Origin of the sequence: Enterobacter sp. CGMCC 5087, assembly GCF_003144775.1 — a bacterium.
GTDB lineage: Bacteria > Pseudomonadota > Gammaproteobacteria > Enterobacterales > Enterobacteriaceae > Enterobacter > Enterobacter cloacae_M.
Map to the genome: position 1 here is coordinate 1 of NZ_QFXN01000284.1, position 23019 is coordinate 23019.

Sequence of the window (23019 nt, forward strand, 5' to 3'; positions counted from 1 at the left end):
CGTCTGGTTGAGCTTAAGGCTGCGCGCCAGCGCAGACGGCGCATAGTTGAGTTCTTTTACCGCAGCTTCAACTTTCTCCCGAATCGCCTCGCTGACGAAGCGATCGTTGTTTATAACGTGGGAGACCGTCGAGGTAGAAACGCCCGCCATGCGGGCGACATCTTTCATTGTGGCCAAGCGTTACCCCTGCTGACTTAAGAATTCATCGATCTCTTTACGCCACGGAACGGAAGGCTGGGCGCCTTTGCGCGTCACCGCAATCGCGGCAGCTGCGTGTGCGAAGCGAATAGCGTCATCCATTCTCTTGCCTTCCAGCAGCGCGGTGACCAGTGCACCGTTAAAGGTATCTCCCGCTGCGATGGTATCAATCGCTTTGACCTTAAAGCCCGGCACGCGACGGCCTTCGCCATTGACGCTTGCCCACACGCCACGGCTACCAAGGGTGATAATCACGGTGCCGATGCCCTTATCATGCAGTGCACGCGCGGCTCGCGCGGCATCGTCATCATTTTCTACGCGAATGCCCGTCAGCTTTTCGGCTTCGGTTTCGTTCGGCGTAATGATGTCCACCAGCGCCAGCAGCTCGTCTGATAATACACGGGCCGGGGCCGGGTTAAGTACGACAGTGGTATGATTTTCATGCGCAATTTTCGCGGCGGCCAGCACGCTTTCAACCGGTGACTCCAGTTGCATGAGCAGGGCTTCCGCTCCTGCGATGATGACACGTTGCGCTTCTACGCGCTCCGTCGTCAGCGCAGCATTAGCCCCCGCATGAATACCGATGACATTCTCACCTTCAGCGTTGACGAAAATCAGCGCCACGCCGGTCGATTCCCCTGCAACAACGCTGACCGGTGCGATATCAATGTTGTCGCTCGCCAGCTGTTTGCGTACGCGCTCACCGGTATCGTCATCACCCGTGCAGGCGATAAACGCAATATTCGCCCCGCTGCGACCGGCAGCGACGGCCTGGTTGGCACCTTTACCGCCAAATGCTACCTGATACTGGTTACCCGTGACGGTTTCGCCCGGTGCAGGGAACGATTCAAGGTTAAGAATGTGATCGGCATTGATACTGCCAAGGACGACGAGGTTGCCTGCGGTTTTCATGGTTGGGTTGTCCATCTGAGAGCGCCACCGGTGTTACCCGGTGGCGTATGCCACACTTTTCTTTATTGGTGTCCCTCAGGCAGCCAGCGACTGCCTGATTCACCTTTTACTGCTTGATGACCAGCTTCAGGTCAACTGGGTATTTAGCCTGAACTTTTTCGCCCTTCAGCACTTTGTCGGCAGTTTCAACGCCAGTGGCGCCAATCTGCTCAGGCAGCTGAGCGATGGTCGCAGCCAGTTTGCCATCGTTTACTGCTTTTTCACCATCCGGCGTGCCGTCAAATCCGACAACCATCACATCAGATTTACCTGCGGTCTGCAGGGCACGCAGCGCGCCGAGCGCCATTTCGTCGTTCTGTGCGAACACGGCCTGCACGTCAGGGTGCGCGGTCAGCAGGTTCTGCATAACGTTCAGACCTTTAGTACGGTCGAAGTCTGCCGGCTGGCTGGCCAGCACGTTGAATTTGTGTGCAGCCACAGCCTGCTGGAAGCCTTCACCACGCTCGCGAGCTGCGGAAGTTCCGGCAATCCCCTGCAGTTCGATAACTTTCGCGCCTTCGCCGGCTTTCTTCGCGATGTAATCACCGGCGATTTTACCGCCCAGCACGTTATCAGAGGCAATGTGGCTGACCACCTCACCTTTAGACGCCTGACGGTCCAGGGTGATCACAGGGATCTTCGCCTGGTTTGCCATCTTCACGGCGTTGCCTACGGCATCAGAATCGGTTGGGTTGATCAGCAGAATTTTGGTGCCGCGAACGGTTAAGTCCTGAACGTTAGCCAGCTCTTTCGCCGGGTTGTTCTGTGAATCCAGCACCACCAGGTTGTAACCCAGTTTATCCGCTTCTTTCTGCGCACCGTCCTTCAGGGAGACGAAGAACGGGTTGTTCAGGGTAGAGACAACCAGCGCGATGGTGTCTTTCGCCATGGCGTTAGCACTTACGGTTGCGCTCAGCGCGACAGCAGAAACCAGGGTAGCCAGTTTTTTCATGTTCATATCTAAGATGTCCTGTAGTGTCGTCAGTTACTGTTTTTTGTTGTCTACCAGTACCGCCAGCAAAATCACCACTGCCTTAACGATCATCTGGTAATAGGAGGAAACACCTAACAAATTCAAACCATTATTCAGGAAACCAAGAATCAGTGCGCCGATCAATGTCCCAACAATGCGACCTTTACCGCCCGCAAGACTCGTACCGCCCAGAACCACTGCCGCGATAGCATCCAGCTCATACCCCGTACCCGCCGTCGGCTGCGCAGAAGAGAGGCGCGCCACTTCGATGATACCTGCCAGCGATGCCAGCAGACCGCACAGGGAGTAAACGATAATTTTGACTTTATTAACGCTGATACCGGACAGGCGCGTTGCCGCTTCGTTACCGCCCAGCGCGTAGATATAACGACCCAGACGGGTGTGGTGCAGCATGTACCACGCCGCCAGGAAGACGATAGCCATGATCCAGACCGGGGTCGGAACACCCAGCGGGCGACCGATACCGAACCAGCCAAACAGATCGGCGTTATCGGTAAAGCCGGTATTAACCGGGCTGCCGTTGGTGTACACCATGGTGACACCGCGCAGCAGCAGCATCATCACCAGCGTGGCGATGAATGCCTGAACGCGGCCTTTTGCGACAATCACACCGGTTACGGCACCAATCGCCGCGCCTGCCGCCAGGGCAGCGGCCACGGCCACCAGCGCGTTGACTTCAATGCCGACAATCGAAGCGGCGATCGCGCCGGTGAGCGCCAGCAGGGAACCGACGGACAGATCGATACCTGAGGTCAAAATCACCAGCGTCATGCCGACCGCCATAATGGCGTTCACCGATGTTTGCTGCAGAATGTTGAACAGGTTATTAACGGTGAAAAAGTTCGGGCTCATGGTCGATACAATCGCGATCAGCACCAGCAGGGCAATCAGCGATTTTTGTTCCATCAGCCATGCCTTTGTGAAATAGCGGCGACCAGAAACAGCCTGGGTAGTCATCTTCTTACTCCTGATTCACGCGATTAAGCTTGCCCACAGCGGCAGCCATCAGAACTTCCTGGGTGGCCTGCTCGCGAGTGAATTCACCGCCGAGATGCCCTTCATGCATGACGATAATGCGATCGCTCATGCCTAATACTTCTGGCATCTCGGAAGAGACCAGAATGATGCTCAGACCGTCGGCCTTGAACTGGTTAATCAGCTGATAGATCTCTTTCTTCGCGCCCACGTCCACGCCGCGGGTTGGCTCGTCGAGGATCAACACTTTCGGGCGCGTCATCAGCCCGCGCGCAATCGCCACTTTCTGCTGATTACCGCCGGACAACAGGCCAATCGCCTGCTCCATCGAGGGGGTTTTGACGTTAAAGAGGCGGATAAAATCGCTCACCGCCTGCTGCTCATCTTTATGCTTCAGGCTACCGCCGCTATGGCTGAAATAGCGCAGCGCGGTCAGGGACATGTTCTCTTTAACTGACATCCCCAGCACCAGGCCGTCGCGTTTGCGGTCTTCTGAGATATAAACGATACCGTTCGCCAGACCATCCTGCGGAGAGCGGGTGACCACTTCATGACCGTCGAGGGTGACATAACCGCTGGTGCGCGGCAGTGCGCCGTACAACACTTTCATCAGCTCGGTACGCCCGGCCCCCATCAGGCCCGCCACGCCCAGGATCTCGCCCTGGCGCAGGGTAAAGGTCACGTCGTTCACACCCGGACCGCAGAGGTTGTCCACCTTCAGGCGGATCTCACCCGGCGCTTTATCCAGATGCGGGTACTGATCTTCGAGCTTGCGTCCCACCATCATTTCGATGAGCGTATCTTCGGTCAGCGTGGCGACTTCGCGCTCGGCAATAAACTGCCCGTCGCGGAAGACGGTGACGTCATCGCAGATTTCGAAGATCTCTTTCATGCGGTGAGAGATATAGACAATCCCGCGCCCTTGCGACTTCAGCTCGCGGATCACGCGGAACAAGGATTCGGTTTCGGTGTCGGTCAGAGCGTCGGTGGGTTCATCCATAATGATGACCTTCGACTCAAAGCTCAGCACCTTCGCAATTTCCACCATCTGCTGATCGCCAATGGACAGATCGCCTACCAGTCGGTCGCTCTTAAAGCGCAGGTTCAGCTTCGCCAGCAGCTTGTCCGCTTCGGCATACATGGTTTTCCAGTCGATTTTGCCGAACCGGTTAACAAACTCGCGGCCGAGGAAGATGTTTTCCGCAATGGTGAGCTGCGGGATCAGGTTCAGCTCCTGGTGAATAATGCCGATGCCCGCTTCCTGAGAGGATTTCGGGCCATTGAAGGTGGTCTCTTTCCCCAGCCAGACGAGTGAACCGGCATCGCGTTGATAGATACCGGTCAGCACTTTCATCATGGTGGATTTGCCGGCGCCGTTTTCGCCCACCAGCGCCATCACGCGCCCGGGGTAGACGTTCAGCGCCGCGCCGGAGAGGGCTTTTACGCCCGGGAACGACTTATCGATCCCTTTGAGTTGCAGTAATGCGTCCATGATGGCCTCAGAAGGTGACGCCAGCACAGAGAATGATATTCGCATACGGGGAACACTCCCCGCTGCGAATCACCGCCTGACTGTCAGCGGTTTGTTGTTTGAACTGTTCGTGCGTCGTGTAACGAATTTCTATGGTGTTTCCCTGGTGTTGTTGCAGTTGCTCAATATGGCTGAGCAACGTTTCGTGGAGTTGCGGATTATGTTGTTTAATTTCCGCCGCGAGAATGGCTGCCTCAACCTGCATCTCCGCCGTCACGACTTCCAGTACCTGCATAAACGAGGGTACACCCTGCGTTAACGCCATATCGATACGGGTTGTGCTGCGTGGAACCGGTAAGCCTGCATCGCAAACCACCAGCGTATCGGTATGCCCAAGACGGGAAATAACCGATGAGATTTCTGAGTTGAGTACCGTGCCTTTCTTCATTTTCTTGCTCCACTAGCGAAACGTTTCGCTGACGTCAGTTTAATCTCAAGAATGTTCAGAAAACCATCATGACGTAACAGATTTGTGATCGACGTCGAAACGTTTCGCTAAGTGAAATGCAGAGACAATTATTGTGGGTTGGCGAGGGGTTTGGTAGGCCGGGTAAGCGAAGCGCCACCCGGCATTTTCAGAAGGGATTAGATCTCGACCTGCGTTCCCAGCTCAATCACGCGGTTAGGCGGGATCTCAAACTGGTCAGGCGCGCGCAGGGCGTTGCGCTGCAGGATGAGGTACAGCTTGCCGCGCAGGCGCAGATACCACGGACGCTTGCCGATGATCAGCGACTCGTGCGACATAAAGAACGACGTCTCCATCATCCGGCAGCTCAGCCCTTCCAGACCGCAGCGGTGGAACACCTCTTCCACGTTTGGCGTTTCGCGCCAGCCGTAGCTCGCCACAACGCGCCAGAATGTCGGCGAAAGCTGCTCGATCTGAACACGACGCACGTTGTGAACGTAAGGCGCATCTTCGGTGCGCAGCGTCAGCAGGATCACGCGCTCGTGCAGCACTTTGTTGTGCTTGAGATTATGCATCAGCGCGAACGGGATGACGTTCAGAGCACGAGACATATACACCGCCGTGCCCGGCACGCGGACCGGCGGGGATTTCTCCAGCGAAGCGATCATCGCCTCCAGGGAGTTACCGTGCTCATGCATGCGGCGCAGCAGGCGGAAGCGCTCGCTTTTCCAGGTGGTCATGACAATGAACATCACCAGACCCAGCGTCAGCGGCAGCCAGCCACCGGAGACTATTTTGTCGAGGTTCGCAGAGAACAGCGGCACGTCGATACACAGGAAGCCCACCAGAATCATCGCCACGAGGAATTTATTCCAGTGCCAGTTTCGGTACGCTACCGTGGTGGAGAGCAGCGATGTCAGCACCATCGTACCGGTTACGGCAATACCGTACGCCGCCGCCAGGTTACTGGAGTGCTCGAAGCTGACGATAACAATAACAACAGCGAAATAGAGGAGCCAGTTAACGAACGGGATGTAGATCTGGCCCGACTCCATCTCTGAGGTATGGATGATGCGCATTGGCGAGAGATACCCCAGACGCACGGCCTGACGCGTCAAAGAAAACACGCCGGAAATCACCGCCTGGGAGGCAATGACGGTCGCCAGCGTCGCCAGGATAAGCATCGGCACCAGCGCCCAGTCGGGCGCCAGCAGGAAGAACGGGTTCTTGATCGCTTCCGGGTTTTTGAGCAACAGCGCGCCCTGACCGAAGTAGTTCAGCACCAGCGACGGCAGCACCACAATAAACCATGCCACGCGGATAGGCAGTTTCCCGAAGTGGCCCATGTCAGCATACAGCGCTTCCACACCGGTGATGGAGAGCACGACGGCCCCCAGCGCCACGAAGGAAACCACTTTGTATTCGAGGAAGAAATGCACCGCCCAATAAGGGTTCAGCGCATGCAGCACTTCCGGGTTCGCGATAATGCTGCGTAAACCAAGCGCCGCCAGGATCAGGAACCAGGCCAGCATAATCGGCGCGAACAGTTTACCCACCAGCCCTGTACCGTGCTTCTGGATCATGAACAGCAGCGTCAGGACAATAATGGCCAGCGGAACCACCCATGAATCAAGCTGCGGAGCGATAATCTCCAGCCCCTCAATCGCCGACAGCACCGAGATAGCTGGCGTTATCACCACTTCCCCGTAGAAGAAACTGCCGCCAATCAGGCCGATAATGACCAGCACAGAGGTCATCCTGGCCGAGGTATTACGCCCGGCAAGAGACATCAGGGTCAGGATCCCACCTTCACCTGCGTTATCAGCACGCATAACGAAGGAGAGATATTTAACGGAAACCACCAGGATCAGCAGCCAGAAAATGAGGGACAGGAAGCCAAACACGGCATCGCGTTCAACACCAAAACCAAACTGGCCGGACAGACATTCACGAAGCGTATAAAGCGGGCTGGTGCCGATATCACCGTAGACAACCCCGATCGCCGCAAGCGTTATTGCGGGTAATGATTGCTTATTATCAGTGCTCATAGACTAGTCTTTTCGTTTAAATAACAAATGTGTTCCCGGTCCCTTGGCCCACAAAAAGCGCACAGTATGCACGATTCATTGCAAAATCGTACCCCTAAATGCAACCGCATTAATGTAGCGCAAAGAAAATTGCGCCGCACTTCAGTCTATTACCAGCCCTGACTGAAACGTCTATACTCGCTTCAATTGGCCGCCACGACGGCGAAAGGATGCAAAACTATTATGGCTCACTCACATTTATTAGCAGAAAGAATTTCCCGCCTCAGCAGCGCGCTGGAGAAAGGCCTTTTCGAGCGTAGCCACGCCATTCGCCTCTGTTTACTGGCGGCGCTGAGCGGTGAGAGCGTGTTTTTGCTGGGACCGCCGGGCATTGCCAAAAGCCTGATTGCCCGCAGGCTAAAATTTGCTTTTCAGAACGCCCGCGCCTTCGAATATCTCATGACCCGGTTTTCCACCCCAGAAGAAGTTTTTGGTCCGCTCTCCATTCAGGCATTGAAAGATGAGGGGCGCTATCAGCGCCTGACAGAAGGGTATCTTCCGGAGGCTGAGATTGTTTTTCTCGATGAGATCTGGAAAGCGGGGCCAGCTATTCTGAACACCCTGCTCACGGCGATAAACGAACGTCGGTTCCGTAACGGCGCCAGTGAAGAGAAAATCCCGATGCGCCTGCTGGTGGCCGCCTCTAACGAACTGCCTGAAACCGACAGCAGTCTGGAAGCGCTGTATGACCGTATGCTTATCCGTCTGTGGCTGGACAAAGTGCAGGATAAGTCCAACTTCCGCTCCATGCTGGTCAGCCAGCAGGATGAAAGTGAAAACCCGGTATCCGCTTCGCTGCAGGTGACGGATGAGGAGTATCATCAGTGGCAGCAGGATATTGGCAAAATCAAATTGCCAGACGCCGTCTTCGAGCTGATCTATCTGCTGCGCCAGCAGCTTGATCTCATTCCTTCAGCGCCCTATGTTTCCGATCGCCGGTGGAAAAAAGCGATCCGCCTGCTGCAGGCGAGCGCCCTGTTCAGCGGGCGTGATGCCGTCGCGCCAATCGATCTGATCCTGCTGAAAGATTGTCTCTGGCACGATGCAGAAGGCATGAACCTGATGCAGCAACAGCTTGACGTTTTGATGACCGGGCACGCCTGGGGACAGCAGGCAATGCTCAACCAGCTGGGGGCGATTGCCCAGCGGCGCATCCAGCTCCAGCAGCAGCAAAGTGATAAAACCGCGCTGAAAGTGAATCGCCTTGGGGGCATGTTCGCCCGCAAACCGCACTACGAGCTTCCCGCGGATCTGACCGGCGCAACGCTAACGTTGCTGCTTCAGCAGCCGCTTAAACTGCATGATATGCAGGTGGTGCACATTACGATTGAGCGCGAGGCGCTGGCGCAGTGGCTGGATAAGGGCGGAGAGATCCGGGGAAAACTCAACGGCATTGGTTTCGCGCAGCCGCTGAATATGGAAGTGGACAGTAGTCAGCACCTGGTGATCCGTGACGTCAGCCTCCAGGGATCGCGTCTTGCGCTGCCGGGAACCGCTTCGGATAGCGTGCCGGAAGAGATCAAGCAGCAGCTGGAAGCGCTGGATACCGAATGGCATCAGCAGCACACCCGCTTTAGCGAGCAGCAAAAATGCCTCTTTATTCATAGCGACTGGTTAGGTCGCATCGAAGCCAGCCTGCAGGATGTCAGCGCGCAGATCAAACAGGCGCGTCAATGCTAACGCTGGATACGCTTAACGTCATGCTGGCCGTCAGCGAGGAGGGGTTGATCGAAGAAGTGGTCATCACCCTTCTGGCGTCGCCGCAGCTGGCGGCGTTTTTTGAAAAATTTCCAAAGCTTAAAAAGGCGATGACGGACGATCTTCCGCGCTGGCGAGAAAATTTGCGTCAACGGTTCAGGGAGACCGAAGTTCCGCCTGAGTTAACGGAAGAGGTGGCCTGCTATCAGGAGTGCCAGCGGCTCTCCACGTCGCAGTTTATCGTCCAGCTCCCGCAAACCCTGACGTTGCTCGATAACGTCCATTCTCCGTTTGCCAGCCAGGCCCGGGCGCTGGTCACGGATAACGCCACCTTTACACCCGCACTGCATACCCTCTTCTTACAGCGCTGGCGCCTCAGCCTGGTGGTCCAGGCCACAACGCTGAACCAGCAGCTGCTGGACGAAGAGCGTGAACAGCTGCTCAGTGAAGTTCAGGAACGGATGACGCTGAGCGGCCAGCTAGAACAGGTGCTGGTGGAGAATGAAAACGCCGCCGGACGTCTCTGGGATATGAGCGCCGGTCAGCTCCGACGCGGGGATTATCAGCTGATCGTCAAATACGGCGATTTTCTGGCGCAGCAGCCGGAGCTGATGAAGCTTGCAGAACAGCTGGGTCGCTCAAGGGAGGCAAAATCGGTCCCAAAGAAAGATGCCCCGATGGAAACCTTCCGCACCCTGGTGCGCGAACCGGCTACCGTGCCGGAGCAGGTCGACGGGCTCCAGCAGAGCGATGACATTTTACGCCTGCTGCCCACGGAGCTGAGCACGCTGGGGATGACCGAGCTGGAGTATGAGTTTTATCGTCGGCTGGTTGAAAAACAGCTTCTCACCTACCGACTGCACGGTGAAGCCTGGCGCGAGAAAGTCAGCCAACGGCCGGTCGTCCATCAGGATTTTGATGAACAGCCGCGCGGGCCATTCATTGTTTGCGTAGATACGTCAGGTTCGATGGGCGGGTTTAACGAGCAGTGCGCGAAGGCGTTCTGTCTGGCACTGATGCGCGTGGCGCTGGCCGATCGCCGTCGCTGCTTCATCATGCTCTTCTCCAGCGAGGTGGTGGGCTATGAGCTGACGAACCAGCAGGGGATCGAGCAGGCAATCCGCTTTCTGAGCCAGCGCTTTCGCGGCGGCACGGATCTGGCCAGCTGCTTCCGCACTATTGTGGAGCGTATGCAGGGCGGCGACTGGTACGACGCTGACGCGGTGGTGATTTCCGATTTTATTGCCCAGCGGCTGCCGGATGACGTGGTGAATAAGGTGAAGGAATTACAGCGGGTGCACCAGCACCGTTTTCACGCGGTGGCGATGTCAGCCCATGGAAAACCCGGCATCATGCGCATCTTCGATCATATCTGGCGCTTTGATACCGGGTTGCGTAGCCGCCTGCTCAGACGCTGGCAGCGTTAATTACAGAAGAGAACCGACGCTTTCACGTACCTGCTGCGGCCAGACGCCACACTGAACCTGACCGATATGGGGTAATTGCAGCAGCAGCATGGTTAAACGGGACTGGCCGATACCGCCGCCGATCGTCTGAGGCATTTCACCGCGCAGCAGCGCCTGGTGCCACTCGAGTTTGAGACGATCTTCATCACCGGTGACCGCCAGCTGGCGCTTCAGCGCGTCGGCATCCACGCGGATCCCCATAGATGAAATCTCGAATGCGTCTTCCAGTACCGGGTTCCACACCAGAATATCGCCGTTCAGCCCGGCAAATTCGCCCTCACCTACAGTGCTCCAGTCATCATAATCCGGTGCGCGAACATCGTGGCGTTTGCCATCAGACAGTTTGCCGCCGATACCGATCAGGAATACTGCACCTAATTCTTTAGCGATCGCACGCTCGCGACCTTTAGCATCGAGATCCGGGAAGCGGCTCAGCAACTCCTGGCTGTGGACAAAGTGGATCGTATCCGGCAGGAACGGTGCCAGACCAAACTCTTTGCTCACGGCCGCTTCGGTTGCTTTGATCCCGGCGTAGATCGCCTCAACGGTGGATTTCAGCGTACCGACGTGGCGTTCACCATCACCCATTACGCGCTCCCAGTCCCACTGGTCAACGTAAACGGAATGAATCGGAGAAAGGCGGTCTTCATCGGGACGAAGGGCTTTCATGTGCGTGTAGAGCCCTTCGCCCGCGCTGAAGTCGTGTTGTCCCAGAGTTTGACGCTTCCACTTCGCCAGGGAATGAACCACTTCGAACTGAGCGTCTGGCAGCGTTTTCACTTTTACCTGTACCGCTTTTTCGCATCCAGAGAGGTTATCCTGCGTCCCGTCACCCACGCGGCTCAGAATCGGCGCCTGAACTTCAATAAGGCCAAGCTTCTCTTCCAGCTGGCGGGAAAAATGGGATTTTACGAAACTGATCTGGCGTTGTTTTGCGATGTAAGCGGTTTTCATTATTTATACTCCTGCGTCCTGTTGATATTGATTAAGCAACAGAAATGGCATCATATTCAATAACTCATCAACAAAAAGCCACCTTCACTTTTGATTCGATAAAATTAAACGCTAGAATAGGGTGATTCATTAATCCTCATAAGAAAAAACTATGGAAAATTATCAGATCGACAATCTCGACCGCGGCATTCTGGAGGCGTTAATGGCCAATGCCCGTACCGCCTACGCCGAGTTGGCAAAACAGTTTGGCGTCAGCCCGGGAACCATTCACGTCCGCGTAGAGAAGATGAAGCAGGCGGGGATCATTACCGGCGCACGCATTGACGTCAGTCCTAAACATCTGGGTTACGACGTCTGCTGCTTCATCGGCATCATTCTTAAAAGCGCCAAAGACTACCCTTCCGCCCTGGCGAAGCTGAACGCGCTGGATGAAGTCACCGAGGCGTATTACACCACCGGGCATTACAGCATCTTTATTAAAGTCATGTGCCGATCCATCGACGCCCTCCAGCAGGTACTTATCAACAAGATCCAAACAATCGATGAAATTCAGTCCACCGAGACGCTGATCTCCCTGCAAAACCCGATCATGCGTACCATCCGCCCGTGATCGGGCAAATTCATTCCCACATTTTCCACAGGTAGATCCCAGCTCGTTCACAGCGTACAATGACCGTCTCTTTATCTGGGCGAGCGATCAATGGCGGACATTACCCTTATCAGCGGCAGCACCCTTGGTGGTGCGGAATACGTAGCGGAACACCTGGCTGAAAAGCTGGAAGATGCGGGCTTTTCCACGGAAACCCTGCACGGTCCGTTGCTTGAAGATCTCCCGACTGACGGGGTCTGGCTGCTGATCACCTCCACGCACGGCGCGGGCGATCTGCCGGATAACCTGCAACCTTTATATGACGAACTGCTGGAACAGCAGCCCGACCTGTCAAACGTCCGTTTTGGCGCGGTGGGGATCGGCAGTCGTGAATATGACACCTTTTGCGGGGCAATAGAGAAAGTTGAAGCCGCTGTGACCTCCTGTGGAGCAAAACAGCTGGGTGAAACGCTCAAGATCAACATCCTCGATCATGACATTCCGGAGGATCCAGCCGAGATCTGGCTCGCGGAATGGAAAAATTTACTCAAAAGCGATTAAAGATTGCGCGAACAGATGTGGATAACTCTGGTTAAAAGCTCGTATTAACCCGTAGTTATCCAAAGAACAACTGTTGTATCGTTTTTGACCTGTGTATAAAGTCGCGATCTGATCCCAGCTTATACTGTCCAGGATCACCGATCATTCACAGCAAACGATCCTTTCTAACTGCATGATCTTCTTTATGTGATCGGACTTATCCACACAGGTTCGCGATCCTAATAAGAGATCACAATAGAACAGATCTCTAAATAAAAAGATCTTCTTTTTAATAGCCCAGGATCCCAATGCTTTCTCGAAAGACTAAAGTTGAGTAGAATCCACGGCCCGGGCTTCAATCCATTTTCATACCGCTTTACGCGAGGCAGACCACCATGTTTTATCAGGATCCTTTTGACGTCATCATCATTGGCGGGGGTCATGCAGGCACTGAGGCCGCAATGGCCGCAGCACGTATGGGTCAGCAGACCCTGCTTTTGACACACAATATCGACACGCTGGGACAAATGTCCTGTAATCCGGCGATTGGCGGCATTGGGAAAGGACACCTGGTAAAAGAAGTGGATGCACTTGGCGGCCTGATGGCGAAAGCAATCGATCATGCTGGCATCCAGTTTAGGATACTAAACGCGAGTAAAGGTCCCGCTGTGCGTGCGACCCGTGCCCAGGCAGACCGCGTGCTTTACCGTCAGGCTGTGCGTACCGCCCTGGAGAACCAGCCGAACCTGATGATCTTCCAGCAGGCGGTTGAAGATCTTATCGTTGAGAACGATCGCGTCGTAGGTGCCGTGACCCAGATGGGTCTCAAATTCCGTGCGAAAGCCGTGGTGCTGACCGTGGGCACATTCCTGGACGGTAAAATTCATATCGGTCTGGATAACTACAGCGGTGGCCGTGCCGGCGATCCGCCGTCTATTCCCCTGTCTCGCCGTCTGCGTGAACTGCCGCTGCGCGTCAGCCGCCTGAAAACCGGTACGCCGCCGCGTATTGATGCGCGCACCATTGATTTCAGCGTGCTGGCGCAACAGCACGGTGATAATCCGATGCCGGTGTTCTCGTTCATGGGCAATGCGGCTCAGCATCCGCAGCAGGTACCGTGCTACATCACGCATACCAACGAGAAAACCCATGACGTGATCCGCAATAACCTCGATCGCAGCCCCATGTATGCCGGCGTGATCGAAGGGATCGGCCCACGCTACTGTCCGTCGATCGAAGACAAAGTGATGCGCTTCGCCGATCGTAACCAGCACCAGATCTTCCTGGAGCCGGAAGGGCTGACCTCAAATGAAATTTATCCGAACGGCATCTCCACCAGTCTGCCGTTCGATGTACAGATGCAAATTGTTCGCTCAATGCAGGGGATGGAGAATGCGAAAATCGTTCGTCCCGGCTACGCTATTGAGTACGATTTCTTCGATCCGCGCGACCTGAAGCCAACCCTGGAAAGCAAATTCATCCACGGTCTGTTCTTCGCGGGGCAGATTAACGGCACTACCGGCTACGAAGAAGCGGCTGCGCAGGGCCTGCTTGCCGGTCTGAACGCCGCGCGCTTCTCCGCTGAGAAAGAGGGCTGGGCACCAGGCCGTTCTCAGGCGTATCTGGGCGTGCTGGTTGACGATCTCTGCACGCTGGGTACCAAAGAGCCGTATCGTATGTTTACCTCTCGCGCTGAATATCGCCTGATGCTGCGTGAAGATAACGCCGACCTGCGTCTGACCGAAATGGGCCGCGAGCTGGGTCTGGTCGATGACGAACGCTGGGCGCGGTTCAACGAAAAGCTGGAGCGCATTGAACAGGAACGTCAGCGCCTGAAAACCACCTGGGTGAATCCGCAGGCGGAAACCGCTGCCGAAGTAAACGCTCACTTAACCGCGCCGCTGTCTCGTGAAGCCAGCGGGGAAGATCTGCTGCGCCGTCCTGAAGTCACCTACGAGAACCTGGTCAAACTGACCGCGTTCGCGCCGGGGCTCGAAGACGCTGAAGCGGCAGAGCAGGTTGAGATCCAGGTGAAGTATGAAGGTTACATCGCGCGTCAGCAGGATGAGATCGAAAAACAGCAGCGTAACGAAAACACGCTGCTGCCGGAAATGCTGGACTACCGCCAGGTGACGGGCCTTTCCAACGAAGTGATCGCCAAGCTGAACGATCACAAACCGGTATCGATCGGCCAGGCATCCCGTATCTCCGGCGTCACGCCTGCAGCGATTTCGATCCTGCTGGTCTGGCTGAAAAAGCAGGGCATGCTGCGCCGCAGCGCGTAATGCCCAGAACATTGCCCGGTGGCGCTACGCTTACCGGGCCTGATGAACCCGTAGGGCGGGTAAGCGAAGCGCCCCCCGCCACCTAAGTTTTCCAACAGGTATTCACCGTGCTTAACAAACTCTCTCGTCTGCTGGATCAGGCAGGTATTTCGCTCACCGATCACCAGAAAAATCAGCTGGTGGCCTATGTCGATATGCTGAACAAATGGAACAAAGCGTACAACCTGACCTCAGTACGTGACCCCAACGAGATGCTGGTACGCCATATTCTCGATAGCATCGTGGTTGCCCCGTGGCTGAAAGGTGAGCGTTTTATCGACGTGGGTACGGGACCTGGTTTACCGGGCGTTCCGCTGTCGATTGTTCGCCCTGAGAGCCACTTCACGCTTCTGGACAGCCTTGGCAAGCGCGTGCGCTTTTTACGTCAGGTACAGCATGAGCTGAAGCTTGAAAACATCACGCCCGTGCAGAGCAGGGTAGAGGAGTTCCCGGCAGAGCCGCCATTTGACGGTGTTATCAGCCGCGCGTTTGCTTCGCTCAATGATATGGTTAGCTGGTGTAAGCACTTGCCGGCAGAGAATGGCCGCTTTTATGCGCTGAAAGGGCAGTTACCAGGCGATGAGATTGAACAGCTCCCGGACGGTTTTGCTGTTGAATCCATCGAGAAATTACACATTCCTCAGCTCGATGGGGAGCGTCATCTGGTGATAATTAAGCCAAACAATTTTTAAAAAATTAATAAAAAATGTGGAATTTGTGCTGTTCTTCGCATGTTAAAAAACAGCACAACTACAGGGGATTTACCGGTGAGCCTTTAACCTCTTTTTCACTAAGGTTTTTCTTCTGGTTAACCTGGCCTCTTTTATTTACCGAGAAGATAGTCATCTGTGAAAATATAAGTCTGCTAAAAGTGGGAGGCGGTAACCAGAACGTAATGTTAATTGTTTATTAAGAATGTCAATAAAACGTTTTTATTGTGTACTGGGCTGTTTTGAAAATAGTTACGGTGTTTTGCTTTTAATTTCATAAAGATAAATTTATGCGATTTGCGCCTTTGATAAATACAACCTTATCGCAAATGTGTGTTTTGTGATCTCGTGCACGCTTTATCGCCAACGTTTTCGCGCTGTTTGCAGTTTTGGTCGAAGGTTGACGCTTTCAGCGAAAGTTAAAAAATAGCGGTGGGGAAAAATATTTAAACATTTATTCACCTTTTCGCTACTTAATGTTTGAAATCACGGGTGCGCACCGTATAATTTGACCGCTTTTTGATGCTTGACTCTGAGCCTTAAAGGACGTTTTATACGACACGCGGCATACCTCGAAGGGAGCAGGAGTAAAAACGTGATGTCTGTGTCGCTCTTGAGTAGAAACGTTGCTCGTAAGCTTCTGTTCATTCAGTTTCTGGCTGTGATAGCAAGTGGACTGCTGTTTAGCCTCAAAGACCCCTTCTGGGGCATCTCCGCCGTGTGCGGGGGTTTGGCGGTTGTGCTGCCAAACGTGTTGTTTATGATTTTTGCCTGGCGTCATCAGGCGCATACACCCGCCAAAGGCCGCGTGGCCTGGTCCTTCGCCCTCGGCGAAGTGTGTAAGGTGTTGCTGACCTTTGCTCTACTGGTGATGGCGCTGGCGGTTTTGAAAGTGGTCTTCATGCCGCTGATAGCAACGTGGGTTTTGGTGCTGGTGGTACAAGTTCTGGCTCCAGCTGTAATCAATAACAAAGGGTAAAAGGCATCATGGCTTCAGAAAATATGACGCCGCAGGATTACATAGGTCACCATCTGAATAACCTTCAGCTGGACCTGCGTACATTCTCGCTGGTGGATCCACATAACCCCCCGGCCACCTTCTGGACGATCAACATCGACTCCATGTTCTTCTCGGTGGTTTTGGGTCTTCTGTTCCTGGCCATGTTCCGCGGTGTTGCTAAACGAGCGACCAGCGGTGTACCAGGGAAATTCCAGACCTTCATCGAAATGATCATCGGCTTCGTCCATGGTAGCGTCAAAGACATGTACCATGGTAAGAGCAAACTGATTGCTCCGCTGGCCCTGACCGTGTTCGTTTGGGTCTTCCTGATGAACCTGATGGACCTGCTGCCAATCGATCTGCTGCCGTTTATCGGCGAGCACATCTTCGGCCTGCCAGCGCTGCGTGTTGTACCGTCTGCGGACGTGAACATCACCCTGTCGATGGCGCTGGGCGTATTTATCCTGATTCTTTTCTACAGCATCAAAATGAAAGGCGTAAGCGGCTTTGTGAAAGAGCTTACCTTGCAGCCGTTCAACCACTGGGCGTTTATTCCGGTCAACCTGATCCTGGAAGGCGTTAGCCTGCTGTCCAAACCTGTTTCACTGGGTCTGCGACTGTTCGGCAACATGTATGCGGGTGAGCTGATTTTCATTCTGATCGCGGGTCTTCTGCCGTGGTGGTCACAGTGGGTTCTGAATGTGCCTTGGGCCATTTTCCACATCCTGATCATTACGCTGCAAGCCTTTATCTTCATGGTTCTGACGATCGTCTATCTGTCGATGGCGTCTGAAGAGCACTGATTTTTTACCAACACTACTACGTTTTAATTGAAACAAACTGGAGACTGTCATGGAAAACCTGAATATGGATCTGCTGTACATGGCTGCCGCTGTGATGATGGGTCTGGCGGCTATCGGTGCTGCGATCGGTATCGGCATCCTCGGGGGCAAATTCCTGGAAGGCGCAGCGCGTCAACCTGATCTGATTCCTCTGCTGCGTACTCAGTTCTTTATCGTTATGGGTCTGGTGGATGCTATCCCAATGATCGCTGTAGGTCTGGGTCTGTACGTGATGTTTGCTGTCGCGTAGTAGTAGTTTTAAAACCCTAAGCCACAGAAATTAAAGAGGTATTGTGCTGTGAACATGAACGCAACAATCCTCGGCCAGGCCATCGCGTTTATTCTCTTTGTCTGGTTCTGCATGAAGTATGTATGGCCGCCTTTAATGGCTGCCATCGAAAAACGTCAGAAAGAAATTGCTGACGGTCTGGCTTCCGCAGAACGCGCTAAGAAAGATTTGGACCTTGCACAGGCCAACGCGACAGACCAGCTGAAAAAAGCGAAAGCTGAAGCTCAGGTAATCATTGAACAGGCTAACAAACGCCGTTCTCAGATCCTGGACGAAGCCAAAGCTGAAGCAGAACAGGAACGTACTAAGATCGTGACACAGGCTCAGGCAGAAATTGATGCTGAGCGTAAACGTGCTCGTGAAGAACTGCGTAAGCAGGTTGCGATTCTGGCTGTTGCTGGCGCCGAGAAGATCATCGAACGTTCCGTGGATGAAGCTGCTAACAGCGACATCGTGGACAAACTTGTCGCTGAACTGTAAGGAGGGAGGGGCTGATGTCTGAATTTGTTACGGTAGCTCGCCCCTACGCCAAAGCAGCTTTTGACTTTGCTGTCGAACACCAAAATGTCGATCGCTGGCAGGATATGCTGGCGTTTGCCGCTGAGGTGACGAAAAACGAACAAATGGCTGAGTTGCTTTCCGGTGCGTTAGCACCTGAAACTCTCGCCGCGTCGTTTATCGCCGTGTGCGGAGAGCAACTGGATGCCAACGGCCAGAACCTGATTAAGGTGATGGCAGAAAATGGTCGTCTCCGTGTGCTCCCGGATGTTCTCGAGCAGTTTGAGCACTTACGTGCCCTTAGTGAAGCAACCGCTGAAGTTGAAGTGACTTCTGCGACTGAACTGAGTAATGAACAGCTTGCGAAAATCACCGCCGCGATGGAAAAACGTCTGTCACGCAAAGTTAAGCTGAATTGCAAAATCGATAAGTCTGTAATGGCAGGCGTAATCATCCGTTCGGGTGATATGGTCATTGATGGCAGCGTACGCGGCCGTCTTGAACGCCTTGCAGACGTCTTGCAGTCTTAAGGGGACTGGAGCATGCAACTGAATTCCACCGAAATCAGCGAACTGATCAAGCAGCGCATTGCTCAGTTCAGTGTTGTGAGTGAAGCTCACAACGAAGGTACTATTGTTTCTGTAAGTGACGGTGTTATCCGCATCCACGGCCTGGCCGATTGTATGCAGGGTGAGATGATTTCCCTGCCGGGTAACCGTTACGCTATCGCACTGAACCTGGAGCGCGACTCCGTAGGTGCAGTTGTGATGGGTCCATACGCTGACCTCGCCGAAGGCATGAAGGTTAAGTGTACTGGCCGTATTCTGGAAGTGCCGGTTGGCCGTGGCCTGCTGGGTCGCGTTGTTAACACCCTGGGTGCGCCAATCGACGGTAAAGGTCCGGTTGAGCACGATGGCTTCTCTCCAATCGAAGTTATCGCACCAGGCGTTATCGACCGTCAGTCCGTAGATCAGCCTGTTCAGACAGGTTATAAGTCCGTTGATGCCATGATCCCAATCGGTCGTGGTCAGCGTGAACTGATCATCGGTGACCGTCAGACCGGTAAAACCGCGATGGCTATCGACGCCATCATCAACCAGCGTGACTCCGGCATCAAATGCGTGTACGTGGCTATCGGCCAGAAAGCGTCCACCATTTCTAACGTGGTTCGTAAACTGGAAGAGCACGGCGCACTGTCTAACACCATCGTTGTGGTAGCAACCGCGTCTGAATCTGCTGCACTGCAATACCTGGCGCCATACGCCGGTTGCGCAATGGGCGAATACTTCCGTGACCGCGGTGAAGATGCGCTGATTGTATACGATGACCTGTCTAAACAGGCTGTTGCTTATCGTCAGGTTTCCCTGCTGCTCCGTCGTCCACCTGGACGTGAAGCGTTCCCTGGCGACGTATTCTACCTCCACTCTCGTCTGCTGGAGCGTGCTTCCCGCGTTAACGCGGAATACGTCGAGAACTTCACCAAAGGTGAAGTGAAAGGTAAAACGGGCTCTCTGACTGCTCTGCCGATCATTGAAACCCAGGCGGGTGACGTTTCTGCGTTCGTTCCGACCAACGTAATCTCCATTACCGATGGTCAGATCTTCCTGGAAACCAACCTGTTTAACTCCGGTATTCGTCCGGCGGTTAACCCGGGTATCTCCGTATCCCGTGTTGGTGGTGCTGCTCAGACCAAGATCATCAAGAAACTGTCCGGTGGTATCCGTACCGCGCTGGCACAGTATCGTGAACTGGCTGCGTTCTCTCAGTTCGCATCCGATCTGGACGAAGCAACCCGTAAACAGCTGAGCCACGGTCAGAAAGTGACCGAGCTGCTGAAGCAGAAACAGTACGCACCAATGTCTGTTGCTCAGCAGGGCCTGGTACTGTTCGCGGCTGAACGCGGTTACCTCGAAGATGTGGAACTGGCGAAAATCGGTAGCTTCGAAGCCGCTCTGCTGGCTTACGTCGACCGTGATCACGCTCCGCTGATGCAAGAGATCAACCAGACCGGTGGCTATAACGACGAAATCGAAGGCAAGCTGAAAGCTATCCTCGATTCCTTCAAAGCAACCCAATCCTGGTAATCGTCCGGCGGCTTGTCTCAGGACAAGCCGCCTGGCATTGAGGAGAAGCTCATGGCCGGCGCAAAAGAGATACGTAGTAAGATCGCAAGCGTCCAGAACACGCAAAAGATCACTAAAGCGATGGAGATGGTCGCCGCTTCCAAAATGCGTAAATCGCAGGATCGCATGGCGGCCAGCCGTCCTTATGCAGAAACCATGCGCAAAGTGATTGGTCACCTTGCAAACGGTAATCTGGAATATAAGCACCCTTACCTGGAAGAACGCGACGTTAAGCGCGTGGGCTACCTGGTGGTGTCGACCGACCGTGGTCTGTGTGGCGGCTTGAACATTAACCTGTTCAAAAAACTGCTGGCGGATATGAAAGCATGGTCTGAAAAAGGCGTTCAGTGCGATATCGCAATGATCGGCTCTAAAGGCGTCTCTTTCTTTAACTCCGTTGGTGGCAACATTGTCGCTCAGGTGACCGGTATGGGTGATAACCCGTCCCTGTCCGAACTGATCGGCCCGGTTAAAGTGATGTTGCAGGCCTATGATGAAGGCCGTCTGGACAGACTGTACGTTGTCAGCAACAAATTCATTAACACCATGTCTCAGGTTCCAACGCTCACTCAGATGCTGCCGTTACCGGCATCAGAAGATGACGAGCTGAAGCAAAAAGCCTGGGATTACCTGTATGAACCCGATCCGAAACCGCTGCTGGATACCCTGCTGCGTCGTTACGTTGAATCTCAGGTTTATCAGGGCGTTGTAGAAAACCTGGCCAGCGAGCAGGCCGCACGAATGGTGGCGATGAAAGCCGCGACCGATAATGGCGGCAGCCTGATTAAAGAGCTGCAGTTGGTTTACAACAAAGCTCGTCAGGCCAGCATTACTCAGGAACTCACCGAGATCGTCTCGGGGGCCGCCGCGGTTTAACCAGGTTTACGAATTACGTAGAGGATTCAAGATGGCTACTGGAAAGATTGTCCAGGTAATCGGCGCCGTGGTGGACGTCGAGTTCCCTCAGGACGCCGTACCACGCGTGTACGACGCGCTTGAGGTACAGAATGGTAACGAGAGCCTGGTGCTGGAAGTTCAGCAGCAGCTCGGCGGCGGTATCGTGCGTACCATCGCGATGGGTTCTTCCGACGGTCTGCGTCGTGGTCTGGAAGTCAAAGACCTCGAGCACCCGATCGAAGTCCCGGTAGGTAAAGCAACACTGGGTCGTATCATGAACGTATTGGGTCAGCCAATCGACATGAAAGGTGACATCGGTGAAGAAGAGCGTTGGGCTATCCACCGCGCAGCACCTTCCTACGAAGAGCTGTCCAGCTCTCAGGAACTGCTGGAAACCGGTATCAAAGTTATCGACCTGATGTGTCCGTTCGCGAAGGGCGGTAAAGTCGGTCTGTTCGGTGGTGCGGGTGTTGGTAAAACCGTAAACATGATGGAGCTGATCCGTAACATCGCGATCGAGCACTCCGGTTACTCCGTGTTTGCGGGCGTAGGTGAACGTACTCGTGAGGGTAACGATTTCTACCACGAAATGACCGACTCCAACGTACTGGACAAAGTATCCCTGGTTTACGGCCAGATGAACGAGCCACCAGGAAACCGTCTGCGCGTTGCGCTGACCGGTCTGACGATGGCTGAGAAGTTCCGTGATGAAGGCCGTGACGTTCTGCTGTTCGTTGATAACATCTATCGTTACACCCTGGCCGGTACGGAAGTATCTGCACTGCTGGGTCGTATGCCTTCAGCGGTAGGTTATCAGCCTACGCTGGCGGAAGAGATGGGTGTTCTTCAGGAACGTATCACCTCTACCAAAACCGGTTCTATCACCTCCGTTCAGGCGGTATACGTACCTGCGGATGACTTGACTGACCCATCTCCAGCAACCACCTTTGCTCACTTAGACGCAACCGTGGTACTGAGCCGTCAGATCGCGTCTCTGGGTATCTACCCGGCCGTTGACCCGCTGGACTCCACCAGCCGTCAGCTGGATCCACTGGTTGTGGGTCAGGAACACTACGACACCGCGCGTGGCGTACAGTCCCTGCTGCAGCGTTACCAGGAACTGAAAGACATCATCGCCATCCTGGGTATGGATGAACTGTCTGAAGAAGACAAACTGGTGGTAGCACGTGCGCGTAAGATCCAGCGCTTCCTGTCCCAGCCGTTCTTCGTTGCGGAAGTATTCACCGGTTCTCCGGGTAAATACGTTTCCCTGAAAGACACCATCCGTGGCTTTAAAGGCATTATGGAAGGCGAATACGACCACCTGCCAGAGCAGGCGTTCTACATGGTTGGTTCCATCGAAGAAGCCGTGGAAAAAGCCAAAAAACTTTAACGCCTTAATCGGAGGGTGATATGGCAATGACTTACCACCTGGACGTCGTCAGCGCAGAGCAACAAATGTTCTCTGGTCTGGTCGAGAAAATCCAGGTAACGGGTAGTGAAGGTGAACTGGGTATTTTCCCGGGTCACGCACCGCTGCTCACCGCCATTAAGCCTGGTATGATCCGCATCGTTAAACAGTTCGGTCACGAAGAGTTTATCTATCTGTCCGGCGGCATTCTTGAAGTGCAGCCTGGCAGTGTGACCGTTCTGGCCGATACCGCTATCCGTGGCCAGGATCTCGACGAAGCGCGAGCCCTGGAATCGAAGCGTAAGGCTGAAGAGCACATTAGCAGCTCTCATGGTGACGTGGATTACGCTCAGGCGTCTGCGGAGCTGGCCAAAGCGATCGCGAAACTGCGCGTTATCGAGTTGACCAAAAAAGCGATGTAACACCGGCTTGAAAAGCACAAAAGCCAGTCTGGATACCAGGCTGGCTTTTTTTTTCGGCCTTAATTCATGATGAAAAAGATGTAGAATTTTAAGCTTCAAACGTTTTTACTTCAC

At 54.2% G+C, this 23019-nt stretch carries 23 protein-coding genes; 15 read left to right on the top strand and 8 right to left on the bottom strand.

Features of this window, described 5'->3' with window-relative positions:
- The 7 genes from DEO48_RS24375 to kup all read right to left on the bottom strand — a co-directional run.
- Positions 1-177, bottom strand: a 177-nt coding sequence (locus DEO48_RS24375; protein ID WP_146198330.1) for a LacI family DNA-binding transcriptional regulator, incomplete at its 3' end; no start/stop codon positions are given.
- 3 nt (positions 178-180) lie between these two features.
- The gene (rbsK, locus tag DEO48_RS24380) at positions 181-1110 is read right to left on the bottom strand and encodes a ribokinase (protein ID WP_109846535.1); all 930 of its coding nucleotides are present in this window, start codon (positions 1108-1110) and stop codon (positions 181-183) included.
- A gap of 106 nt (positions 1111-1216) precedes the next feature.
- A complete protein-coding gene (rbsB, locus tag DEO48_RS24385) occupies positions 1217-2107 on the bottom strand; it encodes a ribose ABC transporter substrate-binding protein RbsB (RefSeq protein ID WP_023333911.1) in 891 nt (296 codons plus the stop codon).
- Positions 2108-2134: 27 nt separating this feature from the next.
- Complete coding sequence (gene rbsC / locus DEO48_RS24390; protein WP_006808742.1) at positions 2135-3100, bottom strand: ribose ABC transporter permease; 966 nt, start codon at positions 3098-3100, stop codon at positions 2135-2137.
- Positions 3101-3104: 4 nt separating this feature from the next.
- Entirely contained in the window at positions 3105-4610 is a 1506-nt protein-coding gene (gene rbsA / locus DEO48_RS24395) for a ribose ABC transporter ATP-binding protein RbsA (protein ID WP_045354605.1), read from the bottom strand.
- A gap of 7 nt (positions 4611-4617) precedes the next feature.
- Positions 4618-5037 (bottom strand): D-ribose pyranase, encoded by a 420-nt coding sequence (rbsD, locus tag DEO48_RS24400; protein WP_003862392.1) that lies wholly within the window; start codon positions 5035-5037, stop codon positions 4618-4620.
- 197 nt (positions 5038-5234) lie between these two features.
- Positions 5235-7103, bottom strand: coding sequence for a low affinity potassium transporter Kup (gene kup / locus DEO48_RS24405; protein WP_023309781.1), 1869 nt, complete (start codon positions 7101-7103; stop codon positions 5235-5237).
- 222 nt (positions 7104-7325) lie between these two features.
- Between kup and ravA the strand changes: the two genes are divergently transcribed.
- The gene (ravA, locus tag DEO48_RS24410; RefSeq protein WP_109846530.1) at positions 7326-8822 is read left to right on the top strand and encodes an ATPase RavA; all 1497 of its coding nucleotides are present in this window, start codon (positions 7326-7328) and stop codon (positions 8820-8822) included.
- Positions 8816-10267, top strand: coding sequence for an ATPase RavA stimulator ViaA (gene viaA, locus DEO48_RS24415; protein ID WP_109846531.1), 1452 nt, complete (start codon positions 8816-8818; stop codon positions 10265-10267). Before ravA ends, viaA begins: the two co-directional genes overlap by 7 nt.
- Here viaA and asnA read toward each other — a convergent pair whose 3' ends face one another.
- Positions 10268-11260, bottom strand: coding sequence for an aspartate--ammonia ligase (gene asnA / locus DEO48_RS24420; RefSeq protein ID WP_047173125.1), 993 nt, complete (start codon positions 11258-11260; stop codon positions 10268-10270).
- Between the two features lie 151 nt (positions 11261-11411).
- Here asnA and asnC point away from each other — a divergent pair, with 151 nt between their 5' ends.
- From asnC to DEO48_RS24490, 13 genes are all read left to right on the top strand, one after another.
- On the top strand, positions 11412-11870 hold the full coding sequence (gene asnC, locus DEO48_RS24425; protein ID WP_023333916.1) for a transcriptional regulator AsnC: 459 nt from the start codon (positions 11412-11414) through the stop codon (positions 11868-11870).
- Between the two features lie 90 nt (positions 11871-11960).
- Positions 11961-12410 (top strand): FMN-binding protein MioC, encoded by a 450-nt coding sequence (gene mioC, locus DEO48_RS24430; protein WP_109846532.1) that lies wholly within the window; start codon positions 11961-11963, stop codon positions 12408-12410.
- 374 nt (positions 12411-12784) lie between these two features.
- The gene (gene mnmG, locus DEO48_RS24440; RefSeq protein WP_014072433.1) at positions 12785-14674 is read left to right on the top strand and encodes a tRNA uridine-5-carboxymethylaminomethyl(34) synthesis enzyme MnmG; all 1890 of its coding nucleotides are present in this window, start codon (positions 12785-12787) and stop codon (positions 14672-14674) included.
- A gap of 107 nt (positions 14675-14781) precedes the next feature.
- The gene (rsmG, locus tag DEO48_RS24445) at positions 14782-15405 is read left to right on the top strand and encodes a 16S rRNA (guanine(527)-N(7))-methyltransferase RsmG (RefSeq protein ID WP_023309787.1); all 624 of its coding nucleotides are present in this window, start codon (positions 14782-14784) and stop codon (positions 15403-15405) included.
- 616 nt (positions 15406-16021) lie between these two features.
- Positions 16022-16402, top strand: a complete 381-nt coding sequence (gene atpI / locus DEO48_RS24450) for a F0F1 ATP synthase subunit I (RefSeq protein WP_008500194.1) — start codon at positions 16022-16024, stop codon at positions 16400-16402.
- A gap of 8 nt (positions 16403-16410) precedes the next feature.
- Positions 16411-17226: a F0F1 ATP synthase subunit A gene (gene atpB, locus DEO48_RS24455; RefSeq protein WP_008500193.1), complete on the top strand. Its 816-nt coding sequence runs from the start codon at positions 16411-16413 to the stop codon at positions 17224-17226.
- Between the two features lie 49 nt (positions 17227-17275).
- Positions 17276-17515 (top strand): F0F1 ATP synthase subunit C, encoded by a 240-nt coding sequence (gene atpE / locus DEO48_RS24460; RefSeq protein WP_000429386.1) that lies wholly within the window; start codon positions 17276-17278, stop codon positions 17513-17515.
- Between the two features lie 48 nt (positions 17516-17563).
- On the top strand, positions 17564-18034 hold the full coding sequence (atpF, locus tag DEO48_RS24465) for a F0F1 ATP synthase subunit B (RefSeq protein WP_014072436.1): 471 nt from the start codon (positions 17564-17566) through the stop codon (positions 18032-18034).
- A 14-nt stretch (positions 18035-18048) separates the two neighbouring features.
- Positions 18049-18582, top strand: coding sequence for a F0F1 ATP synthase subunit delta (gene atpH / locus DEO48_RS24470; protein WP_023309790.1), 534 nt, complete (start codon positions 18049-18051; stop codon positions 18580-18582).
- A 12-nt stretch (positions 18583-18594) separates the two neighbouring features.
- The gene (gene atpA, locus DEO48_RS24475; protein ID WP_006808751.1) at positions 18595-20136 is read left to right on the top strand and encodes a F0F1 ATP synthase subunit alpha; all 1542 of its coding nucleotides are present in this window, start codon (positions 18595-18597) and stop codon (positions 20134-20136) included.
- 51 nt (positions 20137-20187) lie between these two features.
- Entirely contained in the window at positions 20188-21051 is an 864-nt protein-coding gene (atpG, locus tag DEO48_RS24480; RefSeq protein WP_008500191.1) for a F0F1 ATP synthase subunit gamma, read from the top strand.
- A 31-nt stretch (positions 21052-21082) separates the two neighbouring features.
- The gene (gene atpD, locus DEO48_RS24485) at positions 21083-22465 is read left to right on the top strand and encodes a F0F1 ATP synthase subunit beta (RefSeq protein ID WP_003862362.1); all 1383 of its coding nucleotides are present in this window, start codon (positions 21083-21085) and stop codon (positions 22463-22465) included.
- Between the two features lie 20 nt (positions 22466-22485).
- Positions 22486-22905: a F0F1 ATP synthase subunit epsilon gene (locus DEO48_RS24490; protein WP_006177560.1), complete on the top strand. Its 420-nt coding sequence runs from the start codon at positions 22486-22488 to the stop codon at positions 22903-22905.
- The last annotated feature ends 114 nt before the right edge of the window (positions 22906-23019 follow it).

What these genes read in the sequence shown, in the direction of transcription:
- rbsK (WP_109846535.1), bottom strand. Translation starts at nt 1,110, where the DNA reads ATGAAAACCGCAGGCAACCTCGTCGTCCTTGGCAGTATCAATGCCGAT.
- rbsB (WP_023333911.1), bottom strand. Translation starts at nt 2,107, where the DNA reads ATGAACATGAAAAAACTGGCTACCCTGGTTTCTGCTGTCGCGCTGAGC.
- rbsC (WP_006808742.1), bottom strand. Translation starts at nt 3,100, where the DNA reads ATGACTACCCAGGCTGTTTCTGGTCGCCGCTATTTCACAAAGGCATGG.
- rbsA (WP_045354605.1), bottom strand. Translation starts at nt 4,610, where the DNA reads ATGGACGCATTACTGCAACTCAAAGGGATCGATAAGTCGTTCCCGGGC.
- rbsD (WP_003862392.1), bottom strand. Translation starts at nt 5,037, where the DNA reads ATGAAGAAAGGCACGGTACTCAACTCAGAAATCTCATCGGTTATTTCC.
- kup (WP_023309781.1), bottom strand. Translation starts at nt 7,103, where the DNA reads ATGAGCACTGATAATAAGCAATCATTACCCGCAATAACGCTTGCGGCG.
- ravA (WP_109846530.1), top strand. Translation starts at nt 7,326, where the DNA reads ATGGCTCACTCACATTTATTAGCAGAAAGAATTTCCCGCCTCAGCAGC.
- viaA (WP_109846531.1), top strand. Translation starts at nt 8,816, where the DNA reads ATGCTAACGCTGGATACGCTTAACGTCATGCTGGCCGTCAGCGAGGAG.
- asnA (WP_047173125.1), bottom strand. Translation starts at nt 11,260, where the DNA reads ATGAAAACCGCTTACATCGCAAAACAACGCCAGATCAGTTTCGTAAAA.
- asnC (WP_023333916.1), top strand. Translation starts at nt 11,412, where the DNA reads ATGGAAAATTATCAGATCGACAATCTCGACCGCGGCATTCTGGAGGCG.
- mioC (WP_109846532.1), top strand. Translation starts at nt 11,961, where the DNA reads ATGGCGGACATTACCCTTATCAGCGGCAGCACCCTTGGTGGTGCGGAA.
- mnmG (WP_014072433.1), top strand. Translation starts at nt 12,785, where the DNA reads ATGTTTTATCAGGATCCTTTTGACGTCATCATCATTGGCGGGGGTCAT.
- atpI (WP_008500194.1), top strand. Translation starts at nt 16,022, where the DNA reads ATGTCTGTGTCGCTCTTGAGTAGAAACGTTGCTCGTAAGCTTCTGTTC.
- atpB (WP_008500193.1), top strand. Translation starts at nt 16,411, where the DNA reads ATGGCTTCAGAAAATATGACGCCGCAGGATTACATAGGTCACCATCTG.
- atpE (WP_000429386.1), top strand. Translation starts at nt 17,276, where the DNA reads ATGGAAAACCTGAATATGGATCTGCTGTACATGGCTGCCGCTGTGATG.
- atpH (WP_023309790.1), top strand. Translation starts at nt 18,049, where the DNA reads ATGTCTGAATTTGTTACGGTAGCTCGCCCCTACGCCAAAGCAGCTTTT.
- atpA (WP_006808751.1), top strand. Translation starts at nt 18,595, where the DNA reads ATGCAACTGAATTCCACCGAAATCAGCGAACTGATCAAGCAGCGCATT.
- atpG (WP_008500191.1), top strand. Translation starts at nt 20,188, where the DNA reads ATGGCCGGCGCAAAAGAGATACGTAGTAAGATCGCAAGCGTCCAGAAC.
- atpD (WP_003862362.1), top strand. Translation starts at nt 21,083, where the DNA reads ATGGCTACTGGAAAGATTGTCCAGGTAATCGGCGCCGTGGTGGACGTC.
- DEO48_RS24490 (WP_006177560.1), top strand. Translation starts at nt 22,486, where the DNA reads ATGGCAATGACTTACCACCTGGACGTCGTCAGCGCAGAGCAACAAATG.